The following is a 15,828-nucleotide window of genomic DNA, read 5'->3' on the forward strand; positions in this document are numbered from 1 at the left end:
CGGAAACGGCCGGCGGAATGGACATGAAGTCCGCGCCCACCGGCTGATAGCCTCCGGCGGGCAGCGACCTCGGGAGGGAAGAAGATCATGAGGCTCACCGGGCAGGTGCTCATCTTCGACGCCGACGACACGCTCTGGGAGAACAACGTCCTGTTCGAGCGGGTCATCGACGACTTCCTGGGCTGGCTCGCGCACCCGACCCTCGACCGGGCCGAGATCCGCGCCATCCTCGACGACATCGAGGCGGCGAACGCGGTCGCCCACGGCTACGGCAGCAAGGTCTTCCTCCGCAGCCTCGGCGAATGCCTGGAACGGCTGCACCGGCGGCCGGCGACCGCCGAGGAGCGCCGCCGGATCGAGGAGCTGGCGGTGGCGCTCGTCGAGCACCGCGTGGAGCTGATCCCGGGCGTCTCGGAGACCCTGGCCGCCCTCGGCGACCGGCACGACCTGCTCCTGCTCACCAAGGGCGACCTGGAGGAGCAGCGGCGCAAGCTGGAGGTCTCCGCGCTCGCGCACCACTTCCGCGAGGTCCACATCGTTGCGGAGAAGGACGTGGAGGTCTACCGCGGGCTGGTGCGGCGGTACGACCTGACGCCCGCGACGACCTGGATGATCGGCAACTCCCCGAAGTCGGACATCCTGCCGGCCCGGCAGGCGGGCATGAACGCCGTCTTCATCCCCAACGACAACACCTGGGTGCTGGAGCGGGCCGACCTCACCCCGGACGACGACCGGGTGCTGCGGCTGCGGAGGTTCCCGGAGCTGCTCGACCACTTCTGACGCCTGCTGACGCCCGCCGCCACCGCGCCGCGTCGGCCGGGCCTCCGCCTGAAGACCGGGAAACGGGGAGACATGACACCGAAGCCCTCCGTATCGTGCGTGTTCGTCTGCCACGACGGCGCCGGCCGGGTGCTGCTGGCCCGGCGCGGCACCGGGGCGCGGGACGAGCCCGGCGCCTGGGACTGCGGCGCCGGGGCGCTGGAGTACGGCGAGACGTTCGAGGCGGCCGTCGCGCGCGAGGTCCGCGAGGAGTACTCGGCGGCGGCGCTGGAGATCGAGACGATCGGCGTCCGGAACGTCCTGCGCGGGGACCCGGTCTCCTCGCACTGGGTGGCGGTGGTGTTCGCGGTCCGGGTGGACCCGGCCGAGGTCGCCATCGGGGAGCCCCACAAGTTCGACGAGCTGGGCTGGTTCGCACCCGGCCGGCTTCCGGACCGGACGCACTCCCAGCTCCCCGAGAGCCTCGCGCTCTTCACCGCCTGGGCGGCCTCCCGGCGCCTGTGACGACCGTCAGGGGTGAAGTCACGATGACCGCCACTTACCTGGGAAAACGCCGATTCCTAGGGTTGGCGTCATGGAGAGAGCGGCGGTCGAGTTCCACGAGGTGAGCAAGCGCTACGGCCAGGTCCGGGCGCTTGACGCGGCGGGTTTCACGGTGGCGCGCGGGGAGACGGTCTCCCTGCTGGGCCACAACGGGGCGGGCAAGTCCACGGCGGTGGCGCTGATGCTCGGGCTGGTCCGCCCGGACGGCGGGCGGGTCGGCGTCCTGGGCGGCTCCCCGGCCAGAGCGGTCGCCCGGGGCCGGGTCGGCGCGATGCTGCAGAGCGGCGGGCTGCCCGACGGCGCCTCGGTCCGCGACATCGTCCGATTGGCCTGCGGGCTGTACGGCGGGCGCCGGAGGATCGGCGAGGTCCTCGAACTGGCCGGGCTGACCGAGCTGGCCGGGCGGCGGGCGACCGCGCTGTCGGGCGGGCAGGCCCAGCGGGTCCGCTTCGCGATCGCGGTCGCGGGACGGCCGGAGCTGCTGTTCCTCGACGAGCCGACCGTGGCGATGGACGTCGAGGCCCGCCGCGAGTTCTGGGACGCGGTCCGCGCCTGCCGGGAGACCGAGGGCACGACGGTCGTGTTCGCCACCCACTACCTGGAGGAGGCCGACCAGTTCGCCGACCGGGTCGTGGTGCTCGGCCACGGCCGGGTGGTCGCCGACGCCGCCCCGGCGACGGTCAAGGCCCGGGTGGGCGGGCGGATCGTCCGCTGCGTGCTGGCCGAGCCCGACCCGCAGCGTCTGCTGGCCCTGCCGGGCGTGACGGAGGTGACCGTCCGGGCCGGGCAGGTGGAGCTGCGGACCGACGACGCCGACCGGACCGTGGGCGCCCTCTACTCCGCGATCGGCGGGGTGCGCGACCTCGAGGTGACCGGCGCCGGCCTCGATGAAGCCCTGATCCTTCTGTCTTCCGGAAAGGCCGCGTAATGTTGCCCCTCGTGCGGTTCGAACTCGTTCGCGCCCTGCGCAATGTCAAGTACCTGGTGTTCCTGGTGGCCGTCCCGGTCGGTTTCTACCTGATGTGGGGACGCGGCTCGGACGCCGCCCTGGTGGCGATGGCGGTCTACGCCGCGACCGGCGGCGCGCTGATGGCCGCGGGCGGCGGGGTCGCCGACGACCGCGCCCAGGGCTGGTTGCGGCAGCTGCGGGTCACCCCGCTGAGCGGCGCCCGGTGGCTCGCCGGGCGCGTCGTGCTCGGCGTCGTGATGACCCTGCCCGGCATCCTCGCCGTCTGCCTGGCGGCCGTCCTGGTCGGCCACGCCGACCTGCCGCCCGCGCGGTGGGCCGCGCTGGCCGGGGTCCTGCTGGCCGGGTCGCTGCCGTTCTGCCTGCTGGGACTGTTCCTGGGGCTGACGCTGCGCGGCAAGACCGCCCAGCTCGGGATCGTGGTGGTCTTCTTCGCCCTGGCCGCGCTCGGCGGCGTGATCGGCCAGGGCGACCTGCCCGGCGCCTGGCAGCGGGTCCGCGAGCTCACCCCGTCCCACAGCCTGCTGCTGTACGGCGACGCCGCGGCGAGCGGCCGGGACGGACGATCCGCCGGCCTCGGTCAGGCCGGTGTCCTGGCCGCCTGGACGGCGCTGGCCGGCGCGGCGGTGCTGGCGCGGCGGCGCTGGAGCTCGGACGGGTGACCGCACCGGAGACGACACCCGGGGCGGCGTCCGATGTGGCGTCCGGGGCGGCGCCCGGGACGACGACCGCGGTGACGCCGGGGGCGGCCTCCGGAGCCGCGCCCGGAGGAACGGCCGGCTGGACCCGGCGGGCCCGGCCCGCCGGGTCTTCGGGTATGGACGGGCCCCCGGACGCCGAGGACGAGGGCCGGATCACCCGCCTGTGGTCGGCCCGGGACCGCTCCCGCCTCCTGCTGCTGGTCGCCGTCACGGTCTGGGCCTCGGCCGCCCAGGTGGCCGCCGGCACCCCGGCGTGGCCGACGGCCGCCGCGATCGCCCTCGGGGTGCTGCTGGCCCTGCTGGGGCTGACGGTCCGCTCCGCCGCCGAGCCGAGGGTGTGGTGGCCGCGGTTCGCGGCGCTGGCCGCGATCCCGCTCCTGCTCGCCTTCGTGGCCGGTCCCTGGTGGGCGGCGACCGCCGCGTGGGCCAGCACCGCCGCCGGGTGGGGGCCGCCGCGGCGGGCCCAGCCGTACGTCGTGGGGCTCGGGCTGTCGGCGGCCCTGCTGGCCTTCGCCGGCGGCGGGGACGCCGGGCTGGCCCTGGTGCTGGGCGGGTTCGTCGCGCTCGCCGGCTTCTTCGCCGTCCAGGCCCGGCACGCCTCGGAGCTGATGACCGAGCTGCGGGAGACCAAGCAGGAGCTGGCCCGGCTGGCGGTCGTCGAGGAGCGCAACCGCATCGCCCGCGACCTGCACGACCTGGTCGGGCACAGCCTGTCAGTGGTGGCCGTGAAGACCGAGCTGGCCCGCCGCCTGCTGCCGATCGACACCGGTCGCGCCGACGGCGAGCTGAAGGACATCGACGCCATCGTGCGCCGCGCCCTGTCGGAGGTACGGCAGGCGGTCACCGGCTACCGGCAGCCGACGCTGGCGGCCGAGCTGTCGTCGGCGGTCCAGGCCGCCCGGGCCGCCGGCATCCGCTGCGAGGTGACCAGCCCGGAATCCTGGGACCTGCCGGTGGCCGTCGAGGGCCTGCTGGCCTGGACGGTCCGGGAGGGCATCACCAACGTGCTGCGGCACAGCGGCGCCGCCAACTGCTGGATCACGGTGACCGGGGACCCCGGGGACGCCACCGGGATCGCTGGCGGGATCGCGGTCGAGGTCGCCGACGACGGCGCCGTACGGGACCGCGACGACGACGGCCGGCCGGGCAACGGCCTGGCCGGGCTGAGCGAGCGGGCCCGCGCCCTGGGCGGTTCCCTGACCGCGGGCAGGCGCGACGGGGGCGGCTTCCGGCTGCGAGTGGAGGTGACGGGTTGATCCGGGTGTTCCTCGCCGAGGACCAGACCATGTTCCGCGGCGCGATGGCCGCCCTGCTGGGACTGGAGGCCGACCTGGAGGTGGTCGGCGACGTCTCCCGCGGGGACGAGGTCGTCGCCGCGTGTGAGCGCCTCCGGCCCGACGTGGCGCTGCTCGACATCGAGATGCCCGGCATGGACGGGCTGGAGGCCGCCCGCAGGCTCCGCTCGGCCGTGCCGGAGACGAGGGTCGTGATCGTGACGACCTTCGGCCGGCCGGGTTACCTGCACGCGGCGATGGCCGCCGGGGCCCGCGGCTTCCTCCTCAAGGACGCGCCCGTCGCCGAGCTGGCCGCGGGCATCCGGAAGGTCGCCGCGGGCGGCCAGGTGGTCGATCCGGCGCTGGCCGTGGCGGCGCTGAGCGAGGGCGCCAGCCCGCTCACCCCGCGGGAGAAGGACGTCCTGGCCGCCGCCCGCGCCCACGGCACCATCGCCGACATCGGCCGTGACCTGCACCTGTCGCCGGGGACCGTCCGCAACCACCTGTCGGCGGCGATCCAGAAACTCGGAGCCCGGACCAGGACCGAGGCCATCGACATCGCCGTCTCCAAGGGCTGGCTCTGACGTCCGGCCGGACGGCGCGAGCCGGTCGCGGAGCCCCGGCCCCGGGAGGCCGGTCCGCGCGGCCGGGTCACGGCCGGGTCGCGCGGGAGGCCGGTCCGCGCGGCCCGGCCGCGCGGGAGACCGTTCACACGACCCGGGCCGGACGGCCGGGCCCGGGGTGTGACGACCGTCCTGGGTGAGATCACGATCCGCGGCACTTATCAGGAGATCGATGACTTCGTAGCGTGGTGACCATGACGAACACCACCCCGAAGTCCTGGAAGATCTCCCTCCTCGGCGGCGTCAAGCAGCGCGGCCCCCAGCGGCTGCCCGAGCACCTGGTCGTCGTCACCGCCGTCGGCGGGGCCGACCTCGACCTCACCGGCGCCGCCTTCTCCGGCGGCCGGTTCACCCTGACCAAGGTCTCCTTCGCAGGCGGGGTGAAGCTCACCGTCCCCGCGGGCGTCCGCGTCGAGGTCGGGGGGTTCCACCTGTTCGGTGGCCACCACGTCGAGCAGGGCGCCGGGGCGCCCGACGGCCCGGTGGTCACCGTCCGCGCCTACGGGGTGTTCGGCGGCGTCCGGGTGGGCCGGTCGTCCTGAACGGAACCGGCCGGCCCACCCCGGGCCGCCGGCTCCCCTCCCGGCCGTCGGCCGCCGGTCCCCGGATCTCGGCCGCCGGTCCCGGCTTCCCGGGGGCTTCCCCGCGAGCGGTCCGGAGGAGCGGTTCAGACGAGCCAGGCGGTGGTGTCCGCGGGGAGGACGGCGTCGTCGAGTTGGCCGCTGGCCAGCAGGACCGACCCGTGCGGCGGGAGCCGTACGGGGTCGGGGCCGAGGTTGGTCACGCAGGTGAGCCCCGACTCGCGGGTGAAGGCCAGCACGCCGGGCCCCAGGTCGATCCAGGTGAGCGTGCCGTCGCCGAGCCGGTCGCGGCGGATGCGCAGCGCGGCGCGGTAGAGGGTGAGCATCGAGCCGGGGTCGGCCGACTGGGCCTCCACGGTGAGCGCGCGCCACTCCTCCGGCTGGGGCAGCCACGGCTCGCCCGCGCCGAAGCCGAACGGCGGCTTCTCCCCCGACCACGGCAGCGGCACCCGGCAGCCGTCCCGGCCCGGCACGGTGTGGCCGGAACGGGTCCACATGGGGTCCTGACGCAGGGCGTCGGGGATGTCGTCGACCTCGGGCAGGCCGAGCTCCTCGCCCTGGTAGACGTAGACGCCGCCCGGCAGCGCCATGGCCAGCAGCGCGGCGGCCCTGGCCCGGCGTCCGCCGAGCCCCAGGTCCGACGGCGCGCCGTCCCGGCGGTCGCCGTGGTCCCAGGACGTGTCGGCCCTGCCGTACCGGGTCACCACGCGCGCCACGTCGTGGTTGGACAGCACCCAGGTGGGCGGCGCGCCGAGCGGGGCGTGCGTGGCGATGGTCTGCTCGATCGAACGGCGCAGCGCGGCGGGCTCCCAGGGGCAGGCCAGGAAGTCGAAGTTGAAGGCGGTGTGCAGCTCGTCGGGCCGCAGGTAGCGGGCGAAGCGCTCCTGGTCGGGGAACCACACCTCGCCGACCAGCATGCGGTCGCCGTACCCGTCGGCCAGGCGGCGCCAGTCGCGGTAGATCTCGTGCACCTCGTCGAGGTCGGTGTAGCCGTCGGGGTCGCCGCCGTCGAAGTCCTTCACCAGCACCGCGGCCGAGTCGATGCGGATGCCGTCCACTCCCCGGTCGAACCAGAAGCGCAGCACGTCGCGGAACTCCTCGCGCACCTCGGGGTTGGTCCAGTTGAAGTCCGGCTGCTCGGGGGCGAACAGGTGGAGGTACCACTGCCCGTCCGGCACCTGGGTCCAGGCCGGTCCGCCGAAGATGGACCGCCAGTCGCCGGGCTCGTCGGCGAACCAGAAGCGTTCCCGCTCGGGTGAGCCGGGCCCGGCGGCCAGCGCCTCCTGGAACCACGCGCTCCGGTCGGAGCCGTGGTTGGGCACCACGTCGATGATGACCCTGATGCCCAGCGCGTGGGCTTCGTCGATGAACCTCTCGGCCTCGGCCAGCGTGCCGAAGACCGGTTCGATGCCCCGGTAGTCGGCCACGTCGTACCCGCCGTCGGCCATCGGCGACGGGTACCACGGGTTGAGCCAGACGGCGTCCACCCCGAGGTCGGCGAGGTACGGCAGGCGGGCGCGCAGACCCGCCAGGTCTCCCGTCCCGTCACCGTTGCCGTCGGCGAAACTGCGCAGGTAGACCTGGTAGATCGCGGCCCCCCGCCACCACGTTTCCGGCATGCTGCTGTGACTCCTCACTGGTAGGGATTCGCCGGTCACCGCGTCAGCCCTTGAGGCCGCCGGCGGTGAGGCCGGCCATGATGTGGCGCTGGAAGACGAGGAAGACCACGATGGTCGGGACGCTGGCCATCACCAGCGAGGCGATGAGCACGTTCTGCGGCATCTGCGCCGACAGGTTGGCGATGCCGACGCTGACCGACATCTTCTCGTCGTCGGTCAGCACCAGCAGCGGCCAGACGAAGTCGCGCCAGGCGTTGACCACGGTCAGGATGGACACCACGCCCAGGATCGGGCGGGAGATCGGGATGACGATCGACCACAGGATGCGTCCCGGCGTGGCGCCGTCGATCTCGGCGGCCTCCAGCAGTTCGCGGGGGATCGAGTCGAAGAACCGTTTGAGCAGGAAGATGTTGAACCCGTTGGCCGCCGCGGGCAGCCAGATCGCCCACGGCGTGTTCAGCAGGTCCCAGCCGAGGAGCGGCAGGTCCTTGACCGTCAGGTAGGCCGGCAGCATGATCACCATCGGCGGGATCATCAGCGTGGCCAGCATCATGGCCAGGATCAGCTTGCCGAGCACCGGCCGCAGCTTGGAAAGGGCGTAGGCGGCGGTGACGTCAACCGCCAGCGTGAACAGCCAGGCCCCGCCCGCGTACAGGGCGGTGTTGCCGAGCAGCCGGCCCAGGTCCATCAGCTCCCACGCCTCGGCGTAGGCGTCGAACGTGACCTTCGACGGCAGGAACGTCGGCGGGATCCGCACCAGTTCCTCGGTGGACTTCATCGCCCCGGTGACCATCCAGTACAGCGGGAAGACGAAGGCGGCGGTGAAGCTCACCACGACCACGACGAGGACGGTCCAGTAGACGATCCGGCCCCCGGGCGAGTTGAGCCGGTGCGGGGAGACGGCGGTGCGGAACTCCGACTCGATCCGCCGCGGCCGTCGTCCCCGCCGCTTCGGGCGGCGCGCGGGCGGGGCGGGCGCGGAGGGAGGCGTGGTGCCGGGGGCGCCGGGGACGGCCGTGAGGTCGGCGAGGTTCGGCATCAGCTCTCGTCCTCCCGCGAGACGCGCAGGTAGACGGCGGAGAAGACCATCAGGACGATCATCAGCATCACGCCGAGCGCGTTGCCGCCGTTGATGTTCCCGAAGTTGAAGGCGTACTGGTACATGAGGTAGACGACGCTGACCGTGGAGTTCTCCGGGCCGCCCCCGGTGAGCAGGTAGGGCTCGATGAAGACCTGCATGGTGGCGACGATCTGCAGCAGGAGCATGACCAGCAGGATCAGTTTGGTCTGCGGGATCGTGATGTGCCGGATGCGCCGGAAGAGCCCGGCGCCGTCGAGTTCGGCCGCCTCGTACAGCTCGCCGGGGATGGTCTGCAGCGCGGCGAGGTAGATGAGCGTGCCGCTGCCGAGGTTCATCCAGGTGGAGACGATGACGAGCGAGACGAGCGCGGTGTCGGTGCTGTTCAGCCAGTCGAGGGGCGGCAGGTGCAGGAAGCCGAGCACCTGGTTGAACAGGCCGGACTCCGGCTCGTAGAACCACTGGAAGAGCAGCACGCCGACGGCCGGGGGCAGCATCACCGGGAGGTAGACGACGAGCCTCAGGTAGGCGCGGGCGTGGCGCAGCTCGTTGAGCACCAGGGCGGCGACGAACGGGACGCCGTAGCCGAGCACCAGCGCGAGCACGGTGAACGCCACGGTGTTCTTCCAGGCGGGCCCGAAGGCCGCGTCCTGGACGACCGTGACGAAGTTCTCCAGTCCCACCCAGACGGGCGCGTCGACGAAGTTGGTCCGCTGGAAGCTGAGCACGACCTCCCGGACCATGGGGTACCAGGAGAAGAACGCGAAGCAGATCAGCGCTCCGCAGAGGAACCCGTAGGCGGTGACGTTCCGCCGTACGGCGAGCCGCCGCCGCTGGTTCCGTCGCCGTCCCGGGTCGTCCCGGTGTCGCGGGCCTCGCATGGTCACAGTGGTCATCGGTCCTCCGCCCCGCGCTCTCCGCGGTCCGCTCGTTTCGCTCCGGCCCGGCCGAGGGGCCCGGCACGGCCGGGGCGCCGGCCTTACCGGCCCCCCGCCTCCCGGCACGGGCCGGGGCACCCGCCGTACCGGCGCCCCGGCCCGTGCCGCCGGGTCAGCCCTTCTTCGCCAGCAGGGCGTTGACCTTCGCCTCGGCGTCGGCGAGCAGCTTGGCGGGGTCGGCGTCCCGCCTCGTCAGCACCGCGGACATCGGGGTGTCGAGGATGGCGTAGATCTCCTGGGCGTACGGCCCCGGCTCGGCCTTGGGCGGGATGCCCTTGGAGCCCTGCGCCCAGAGCGCGAACTGCTCGGGCGCGACGTTGGCGTTCTCGGAGCGCAGCCGCAGGACCTCCTGGCCGGAGGGGGTGTCGGCGCCGTACAGGTCCGGGTACGGCTGGCCGACCGTCAGGTTCGCGCCCTTGGCGCGCACGTAGTCGAGCTGGCCCTTACCGGGGGTGAGGAACTCGTACTCGATCCACTTCAGGCCGGCCCTGATCTGCTCGGGCGTGGCCTTGGGGTTGATCATGTATCCGGCGCCGCCGTTGAACAGCGCCTTGGCCTCGGGCTGCGCGGCGACGGCGTAGTTCTCGAACTTCGCCTGGAAGTCGTTGCGCAGTGAGATCAGCACGTCGGGGGCGCCGAGCATCATGCCCATCCTGCCGCCGGCCATCGCCTTCATCAGCGCGGGCCAGTCGATGTAGAGGCGGGAGCCCATGCTGTCGTCGGTCCAGCGCATCTGCTTGAGGTTCTCCAGCACCGCCACGCCCTCGGGGCTGTTGAAGGCGGCCTGCTTGCCGTCGGGGGTGACGACGTCGCCCCCGCGGCCGTAGAGGGAGGCGGTGAAGTGCCAGCCGCCGACGTTGTTGCCGCTGTACTCGCCGAAGCCGACGTAGCCGGGACCGAGGGCGGAGATCTTCTTGGCCGCCTCCCGGACCTCGGCCCAGGTCTTCGGCGGGTTGGCCGGGTCGAGGCCGGCCTTGGTGAACACGTCGCGGTTGTAGACCAGGCCCATGCCGTAGCCGTCGGTGGGCAGGCCGTAGACCTTGCCGTCCTTCTTGAAGATGTCGAGGGAGGCGTTGTAGTCCTTGAACGTCTTCAGCTCCCCGACGTACGGCGTGAGGTCGGCGGCCTGGCCGGCGGCCACCAGGCGCCCGACGTTGGGGAAGTTGACGAAGAAGACCGTCTCAAGCTGGCCGCCGGCCAGTTTCGCCTCGAACGTCCGCGGCTCGTAGCAGGGGAAGGCGTCGGTCACCTTCTCGATGTTGATGTCCGGGTTGAGCTTCCGGAACGCCGCGAGGTCCTCCTCGTAGGTCGTGCGCTGCGCCTTGTTGGTCTTCGGCGGCATGCAGTTGACCGTGATCGACACGGGACCGCCGGCGGAGCCCGACCCGGACGGCTGCGCGCCGTCCGCGGTGGGTTCGCCGGAACCGCACGCCGACGCCGCGAGGACTAGGGCGCTCGCGAGCAGCGGCCCGAGGAGCCTGCGACACCCGGATCTCGTCATGGAGCTGACCCTTCTGCTGGGGGGGAGGCCAGGAGTGAGCCGGACGGTCCGCTCCGGCGTGGCCTCACCATAGGATCCCCGACACCTTGATGCAATATTTCGACAGAAATATGAAACATAACGACTGAGTCACGCGTTTCTCGTGCGAAACGCCGGAAGGGGTGACCCGCCGATCGGGCCACCCCTTCCGCGCCGTCCCGGCCGCCGCGCTCGGCCCGCGGCCGTGCTCAGCCCGCGGCAGGCCTCGCCGTGGAGGCCCGCACCACCAGCTCCGGCTCGAAGAGCAGCTCGTCCGCGGGCACGGCCGCCTTGCCGATCAGCGCGACCAGCAGGTCCACCGCCGCCCGTCCCATGGCGTCGATCGGCTGCCGGACCGTGGTCAGCGGCGGTTCGGTGCAGTTCATCAGGGCGGAGTCGTCGTACCCGACCACCGACACGTCGGCCGGCACCGACAGCCCCGACCTGCGGGCCGCCCTGATCGCGCCGAGCGCGAGCGGGTCGCTGGCGCAGACCACGCCGGTGACCCCGGCCCGCAGCAGCCTCGCCGCCGCCGCGTGCCCGCCCTCCAGGGAGAACATCGTGTGCTCGACCAGGGCGGGGTCCCCGCCGGCGGCGAGGAAGGTCTCCAGCTTGCGACGGGAGGGCATGTGGTCCTTCGGCCCCAGCACCATGCCGACGCGCTCGTGGCCCAGGGACTTCAGGTGCCCGAGCGCCATCTCGGCCGCCACCTTGTCGTCGCAGGACACCTGCGGGAGACCCAGGTGGTCGACGGCCGCGTTGACCAGCACGGCGGGCAGCCCGCGCTCCAGGATCAGCTCGTAGTGCGCGTGCGAGGCGTCGGCCTGGGCGTACAGGCCGCCGGCGAAGACCACGCCCGACACCTGCTGCTGCAGCAGCAGGTCGACGTACTCCGCCTCGGAGACGCCGCCCACCGTCCGCGTGCACAGCACCGGGGTGAAGCCCTGCTGGGCCAGCGCGCCGCCGACGACCTCGGCGAAGGCGGGGAAGATGGGGTTCTGCAGCTCGGGCAGGACCAGGCCGACCAGCCGGGCCCGGTCGCCGCGCAGCTGGGTGGGCCGCTCGTAGCCGAGCACGTCGAGAGCCGTCAGCACCGCCTCCCGGGTCGTCTCCGAGACCCCGGGCTTCCCGTTGAGCACGCGACTGACCGTCGCCTCGCTCACCCCGACCTTCCTGGCCACCTCTGCAAGTCGTCGCGTCATGCGCAAACCATACGACATCTGAAGCAAATATTTGCAGCCACTTGCGGGCCCGAACGTCAGCCGCTTGCGACCCGCGACAGCGGCTTTCCGCCCTGAAAACCCTTGTTGAGCAGCGATGATGCCGCACCTTCACGCAGGAGCGCGAAGTCAATTCATTGCGAAATTCAGTCGAAATATTGCAGGCATCGATTTGTCATTTTACGGTTCAGCCATCCAACCCGACGAAGGGCACGCTCCCCCGATCCCGGCACCCCCCCGGCGTTCCAGCCATGAGACAGAGGAACGGATGAGACACAAGCGCGCCACACTACTCCGGCTGATCGCGGCGTTGGCCGCCTTCGGCCTCCTGATCGTCACCGGACCACCCCTCCCCGCCGCGGCCGCGGCCGGCCCGAACCTGGCGGCGGGCAAGGCCGCCACCGCCAGCGGGCACACCGACGTCTACGTCGCCGGCAACGCGACCGACGGCGACCCGTCCACCTACTGGGAGAGCCCGTCACACGCCTTCCCGCAGTGGATCCGGGTCGACCTGGGCACGAACACGAGCGTCGACCGGGTCGTGGTGAAGCTCCCGCCCGGCTGGGAGCCGCGCACGCAGACGTTCTCGGTGCAGGGCAGCACCGACGGCGCCGCCTACACCACGATCACCGGCCCCACGACGCGCACCTTCGACCCCGGCTCCGGCAACACGGTCACCGTCGACCTCCCCGCCACCGTCACCCGCTACGTCCGGCTGAACATGACGGCCAACACCGGGTGGCCCGCGGCGCAGGTCTCCGAGCTGGAGGTGTACGGCGGCGCCGCCGGCGACACCCAGGCGCCCACCGCACCCGGCAACCTCGCCTACACCGAACCCGCCGCCGGCCAGATCAAACTGACCTGGACCGCCTCCACCGACAACGTCGGCGTCACCGGCTACGAGATCTACGCCGACGACGTCCTGCGCGCCACCGTCGCGGGCAACGTCCTCACCCACACCGACACCCAGCCCGCCAACGCCACCGTCACCTACCGGGTCCGGGCGAAGGACGCGGCCGGCAACCGGTCGGCCCCGAGCAACGCCGTCACCCGCACCGGCAGCGGCGCCGGCTCCAACCTGGCCGTGGGCAAGCAGGTCAGCGCCTCCTCCTACGTCCACACCTTCGTCGCGGCCAACGCGGTCGACAACGACACGGCCACCTACTGGGAGTCCGCGCCCGGCGCCTATCCCGCCACGCTCACGGTGAAGCTGGGCGCCAACGCGAGCGTCACCTCGGTCGTGCTCAAGCTCAACCCCGACCCCGTCTGGGGCCGGCGCACCCAGACGATCGAGGTGCTGGGCCGCGAGCAGAGCGCCTCCTCCCTCACCACGCTGAAGGCGGCGGCGCCGTACACCTTCGACCCTGCCACCGGGAACGCCGTGACGATCCCGGTCAGCGGCGACGTCGCCGACGTCCAGCTCAGGTTCACCTCCAACACCGGGGCGCCCGGCGGGCAGGTCGCCGAGTTCCAGGTGATCGGCGTCCCGGCGCCGAACCCCGACCTGACGGTCACCGCCGTCTCCTGGACGCCCCAGTCGCCGGCGGAGAGCGACACCGTCACGTTGCGGGCCACCGTCCGCAACTCCGGCGACCGCGCCTCCGGCGCGACCGGCGTGAACTTCTACTTCGGCGCCACCAAGGTCGGCTCCGCCCCGCTGGCCGCACTGGCGGCCGGCGCCTCCGCGGAGGTCTCGGCGTCCGCCGGCCGGTGGGACGCCGGCTCCTACCCGGTGACCGCCAAGGTCGACGAGGCCGACGCGGTCGCCGAGCAGAACGAGCTGAACAACGCGCTCACCTCCTCCTCCCCGCTGGTCGTCAAGCCGGTCGACAGCTCCGACCTGACACCGGTGGCGAGCTGGACCCCGGGCAACCCGGCGAACGGCGCCACGGTGACCTTCTCCGTGGCGATCCGGAACAAGGGCAACATCGCGTCCGCGGGCGGCGGCCACGCCATCACGCTCACCGTGCTCAACGACGCCGGGACGGCGGTGCGCACCCTGACCGGCTCGTACAGCGGCGCGATCGCCGCGGGAGCCACCACCGCCCCGGTGAGCCTCGGAACGTGGACGGCGGCGAACGGCCGGTACACGGTCCGGACGGAGGTCGCGGCCGACGCCGGCGAGCTTCCGGTGAAGCGGGACGACAACACCGTGACGACCCCCCTGTTCATCGGCCGCGGCGCGAACATGCCCTACGACACCTACGAGGCGGAGGACGCCTCGATCGGCGGCGGCGCGACCGTCGTCGGACCCAACAGGACCGTCGGCGACCTGGCCGGCGAGGCGTCCGGCCGCAGGGCGGTGAAGCTCGCGACCACCGGCGCCTACGTCGAGTTCACCACCAGGGCCCCGACCAACACCCTCGTCACCCGGTTCTCCATCCCGGACGCGCCGGGCGGCGGCGGCATCGACGCCACCCTCGACGTCTACGTCGACGGCGTCTTCCACAAGGCGCTCAGCCTGACCTCGAAGTACGCCTGGCTGTACGGCCCCGAGGCGAGCCCCGGGAACTCCCCGTCCATGGGCGGCCCCCGGCACATCTACGACGAGGCCAACATGATGCTCAACTCGACCGTCCCGAAGGGCAGCAGGATCAGGCTGCAGAAGGGCACGGCCAACACCACCACCTACGCGATCGACTTCATCGACACCGAGCAGGTCACGCCGGTCCCCAACCCCGACCCCGCGCGGTACGTCGTCCCGTCCGGATTCACCCACCAGGACGTGCAGAACGCCCTGGACAGGGCGCGGATGGAGAACGGGTGGCTGGGCGTCTACCTGCCGCCGGGCGACTACCAGACCGCGCAGAAGTTCCAGGTGTACGGCAAGCCCGTCAAGGTCGTCGGCGCGGGCCCCTGGTACACCCGGTTCCGCGCCCCCGTCACGCAGGAGAACACCGACGTCGGCTTCCGCGCCGAGTCCTCCGCCAACGGCTCGGCCTTCACCGGCTTCGCCTACTTCGGCAACTACACCTCCCGCATCGACGGCCCCGGCAAGGTGTTCGACTTCCAGAACGTCGCCGACATCGTCATCGACGGCATCTGGAGCGAGCACCTGGTCTGCCTCTACTGGGGCGCCAACACCGACCGGATGACGATCAGGAACTCCCGCATCCGCGACATGTTCGCCGACGGCGTCAACATGACCAACGGCAGCACGGACAACCTCGTCAGCAACAACGCGGCCCGCTCCACCGGTGACGACAGCTTCGCCCTCTTCTCGGCCATCGACGCGGGCGGGGCCGACATGAAGGGCAACGTCTACGAGAACCTGACCGCGATCCTCCCCTGGCGCGCCGCCGGCATCGCGGTGTACGGGGGCTACGACAACGTCTTCCGCAACATCTACATCGCCGACACGCTCGTCTACTCCGGCATCACGATCAGCTCGCTCGACTTCGGCTACCCGATGAACGGCTTCGGGGCCGACCCGCCCACCAGGTTCGACAACATCTCGATCGTCCGGGCCGGCGGCCACTTCTGGGGGGCGCAGACCTTCCCCGGCATCTGGGTCTTCTCCGCCTCGAAGGTGTTCCAGGGCATCCGGGTCAGCAACGTCGACATCGTCGACCCCACCTACCACGGCATCATGTTCCAGACCGGCTACTCGGGAGGCAGGCCGCTGAACCCGGTCAAGGACACCGTCTTCACGAACATCTCGATCACCGGCGCCCACCGGAGCGGTGACGCCTACGACGCCAAGTCCGGCTTCGCCATCTGGGCCAACGAGCTGCCCGAACCCGACCAGGGACCGGCCGTGGGGTCGGTGACCTTCAACAACCTGAGGATGAGCGACAACTCCGTGAACATCAGGAACACGACCTCGACGTTCACCATCACCGTCAACTGATCCACCGAACCGGTTCATCGGACCGGTTCATCGGACCGGCCCACCGGCCCCGGCGGCCTTCCGCCGGGGCCGGTCCCCGCCGGCCCTCCGGCGGTCCTCCCCGGTGCTCCGGCGGCCCCCGCCGGTTTTCTGTCG

At 72.2% G+C, this 15,828-nt stretch carries 13 protein-coding genes; 8 read left to right on the forward strand and 5 right to left on the reverse strand.

Features of this window, described 5'->3' with window-relative positions:
• The first annotated feature begins 87 nt into the window (after window positions 1–87).
• The 7 genes from HDA43_RS09020 (at window position 88) to HDA43_RS09050 (ending at window position 5,430) form a co-directional block, all read left to right on the forward strand.
• A complete protein-coding gene (locus tag HDA43_RS09020) occupies window positions 88–780 on the forward strand; it encodes an HAD family hydrolase (RefSeq protein WP_179819284.1) in 693 nt (230 codons plus the stop codon).
• A 72-nt stretch (window positions 781–852) separates the two neighbouring features.
• Entirely contained in the window at window positions 853–1,284 is a 432-nt protein-coding gene (locus tag HDA43_RS09025; RefSeq protein WP_179819285.1) for an NUDIX hydrolase, read from the forward strand.
• A 70-nt stretch (window positions 1,285–1,354) separates the two neighbouring features.
• On the forward strand, window positions 1,355–2,251 hold the full coding sequence (locus HDA43_RS09030; protein ID WP_179819286.1) for an ABC transporter ATP-binding protein: 897 nt from the start codon (window positions 1,355–1,357) through the stop codon (window positions 2,249–2,251).
• Window positions 2,252–2,262: 11 nt separating this feature from the next.
• Window positions 2,263–2,952 (forward strand): ABC transporter permease, encoded by a 690-nt coding sequence (locus HDA43_RS09035; RefSeq protein WP_179819287.1) that lies wholly within the window; start codon window positions 2,263–2,265, stop codon window positions 2,950–2,952.
• A gap of 155 nt (window positions 2,953–3,107) precedes the next feature.
• A complete protein-coding gene (locus HDA43_RS09040; RefSeq protein WP_179819288.1) occupies window positions 3,108–4,247 on the forward strand; it encodes a sensor histidine kinase in 1,140 nt (379 codons plus the stop codon).
• Window positions 4,244–4,849, forward strand: a complete 606-nt coding sequence (locus HDA43_RS09045) for a response regulator transcription factor (RefSeq protein WP_179819289.1) — start codon at window positions 4,244–4,246, stop codon at window positions 4,847–4,849. Before HDA43_RS09040 ends, HDA43_RS09045 begins: the two co-directional genes overlap by 4 nt.
• Window positions 4,850–5,082: 233 nt before the next feature.
• Window positions 5,083–5,430, forward strand: a complete 348-nt coding sequence (locus HDA43_RS09050; RefSeq protein ID WP_179819290.1) for a hypothetical protein — start codon at window positions 5,083–5,085, stop codon at window positions 5,428–5,430.
• A gap of 125 nt (window positions 5,431–5,555) precedes the next feature.
• Here the strand turns inward: HDA43_RS09050 and HDA43_RS09055 are convergent, their stop codons facing one another.
• From HDA43_RS09055 to HDA43_RS09075, 5 genes are all read right to left on the reverse strand, one after another.
• On the reverse strand, window positions 5,556–7,088 hold the full coding sequence (locus HDA43_RS09055) for a glycoside hydrolase family 13 protein (protein WP_179819291.1): 1,533 nt from the start codon (window positions 7,086–7,088) through the stop codon (window positions 5,556–5,558).
• A gap of 43 nt (window positions 7,089–7,131) precedes the next feature.
• Entirely contained in the window at window positions 7,132–8,127 is a 996-nt protein-coding gene (locus HDA43_RS09060) for a carbohydrate ABC transporter permease (RefSeq protein ID WP_179819292.1), read from the reverse strand.
• On the reverse strand, window positions 8,127–9,062 hold the full coding sequence (locus HDA43_RS09065) for a carbohydrate ABC transporter permease (protein WP_179819293.1): 936 nt from the start codon (window positions 9,060–9,062) through the stop codon (window positions 8,127–8,129). Before HDA43_RS09065 ends, HDA43_RS09060 begins: the two co-directional genes overlap by 1 nt.
• Window positions 9,063–9,216: 154 nt before the next feature.
• A complete protein-coding gene (locus HDA43_RS09070; RefSeq protein WP_179819294.1) occupies window positions 9,217–10,605 on the reverse strand; it encodes an ABC transporter substrate-binding protein in 1,389 nt (462 codons plus the stop codon).
• Window positions 10,606–10,832: 227 nt separating this feature from the next.
• Window positions 10,833–11,825 carry a LacI family DNA-binding transcriptional regulator gene (locus HDA43_RS09075; protein ID WP_179819295.1) on the reverse strand — a complete coding sequence of 331 codons (993 nt, stop codon included), beginning with the start codon at window positions 11,823–11,825 and terminating at the stop codon, window positions 10,833–10,835.
• 286 nt (window positions 11,826–12,111) lie between these two features.
• Between HDA43_RS09075 and HDA43_RS09080 the strand changes: the two genes are divergently transcribed.
• A complete protein-coding gene (locus tag HDA43_RS09080) occupies window positions 12,112–15,693 on the forward strand; it encodes a discoidin domain-containing protein (protein ID WP_179819296.1) in 3,582 nt (1,193 codons plus the stop codon).
• Window positions 15,694–15,828 lie beyond the last annotated feature (135 nt).

It is taken from the genome of Streptosporangium sandarakinum (assembly GCF_013409935.1).
Classification (GTDB): domain Bacteria; phylum Actinomycetota; class Actinomycetes; order Streptosporangiales; family Streptosporangiaceae; genus Streptosporangium; species Streptosporangium nondiastaticum.

Excerpts from the sequence above, each read along its gene's own strand:
- HDA43_RS09030 (WP_179819286.1), top strand. The coding sequence starts at position 1,355 with ATGGAGAGAGCGGCGGTCGAGTTCCACGAGGTGAGCAAGCGCTACGGC.
- HDA43_RS09050 (WP_179819290.1), top strand. The coding sequence starts at position 5,083 with ATGACGAACACCACCCCGAAGTCCTGGAAGATCTCCCTCCTCGGCGGC.
- HDA43_RS09065 (WP_179819293.1), bottom strand. The coding sequence starts at position 9,062 with ATGACCACTGTGACCATGCGAGGCCCGCGACACCGGGACGACCCGGGA.
- HDA43_RS09060 (WP_179819292.1), bottom strand. The coding sequence starts at position 8,127 with ATGCCGAACCTCGCCGACCTCACGGCCGTCCCCGGCGCCCCCGGCACC.
- HDA43_RS09055 (WP_179819291.1), bottom strand. The coding sequence starts at position 7,088 with ATGCCGGAAACGTGGTGGCGGGGGGCCGCGATCTACCAGGTCTACCTG.
- HDA43_RS09020 (WP_179819284.1), top strand. The coding sequence starts at position 88 with ATGAGGCTCACCGGGCAGGTGCTCATCTTCGACGCCGACGACACGCTC.
- HDA43_RS09070 (WP_179819294.1), bottom strand. The coding sequence starts at position 10,605 with ATGACGAGATCCGGGTGTCGCAGGCTCCTCGGGCCGCTGCTCGCGAGC.
- HDA43_RS09075 (WP_179819295.1), bottom strand. The coding sequence starts at position 11,825 with ATGACGCGACGACTTGCAGAGGTGGCCAGGAAGGTCGGGGTGAGCGAG.
- HDA43_RS09025 (WP_179819285.1), top strand. The coding sequence starts at position 853 with ATGACACCGAAGCCCTCCGTATCGTGCGTGTTCGTCTGCCACGACGGC.
- HDA43_RS09040 (WP_179819288.1), top strand. The coding sequence starts at position 3,108 with ATGGACGGGCCCCCGGACGCCGAGGACGAGGGCCGGATCACCCGCCTG.
- HDA43_RS09080 (WP_179819296.1), top strand. The coding sequence starts at position 12,112 with ATGAGACACAAGCGCGCCACACTACTCCGGCTGATCGCGGCGTTGGCC.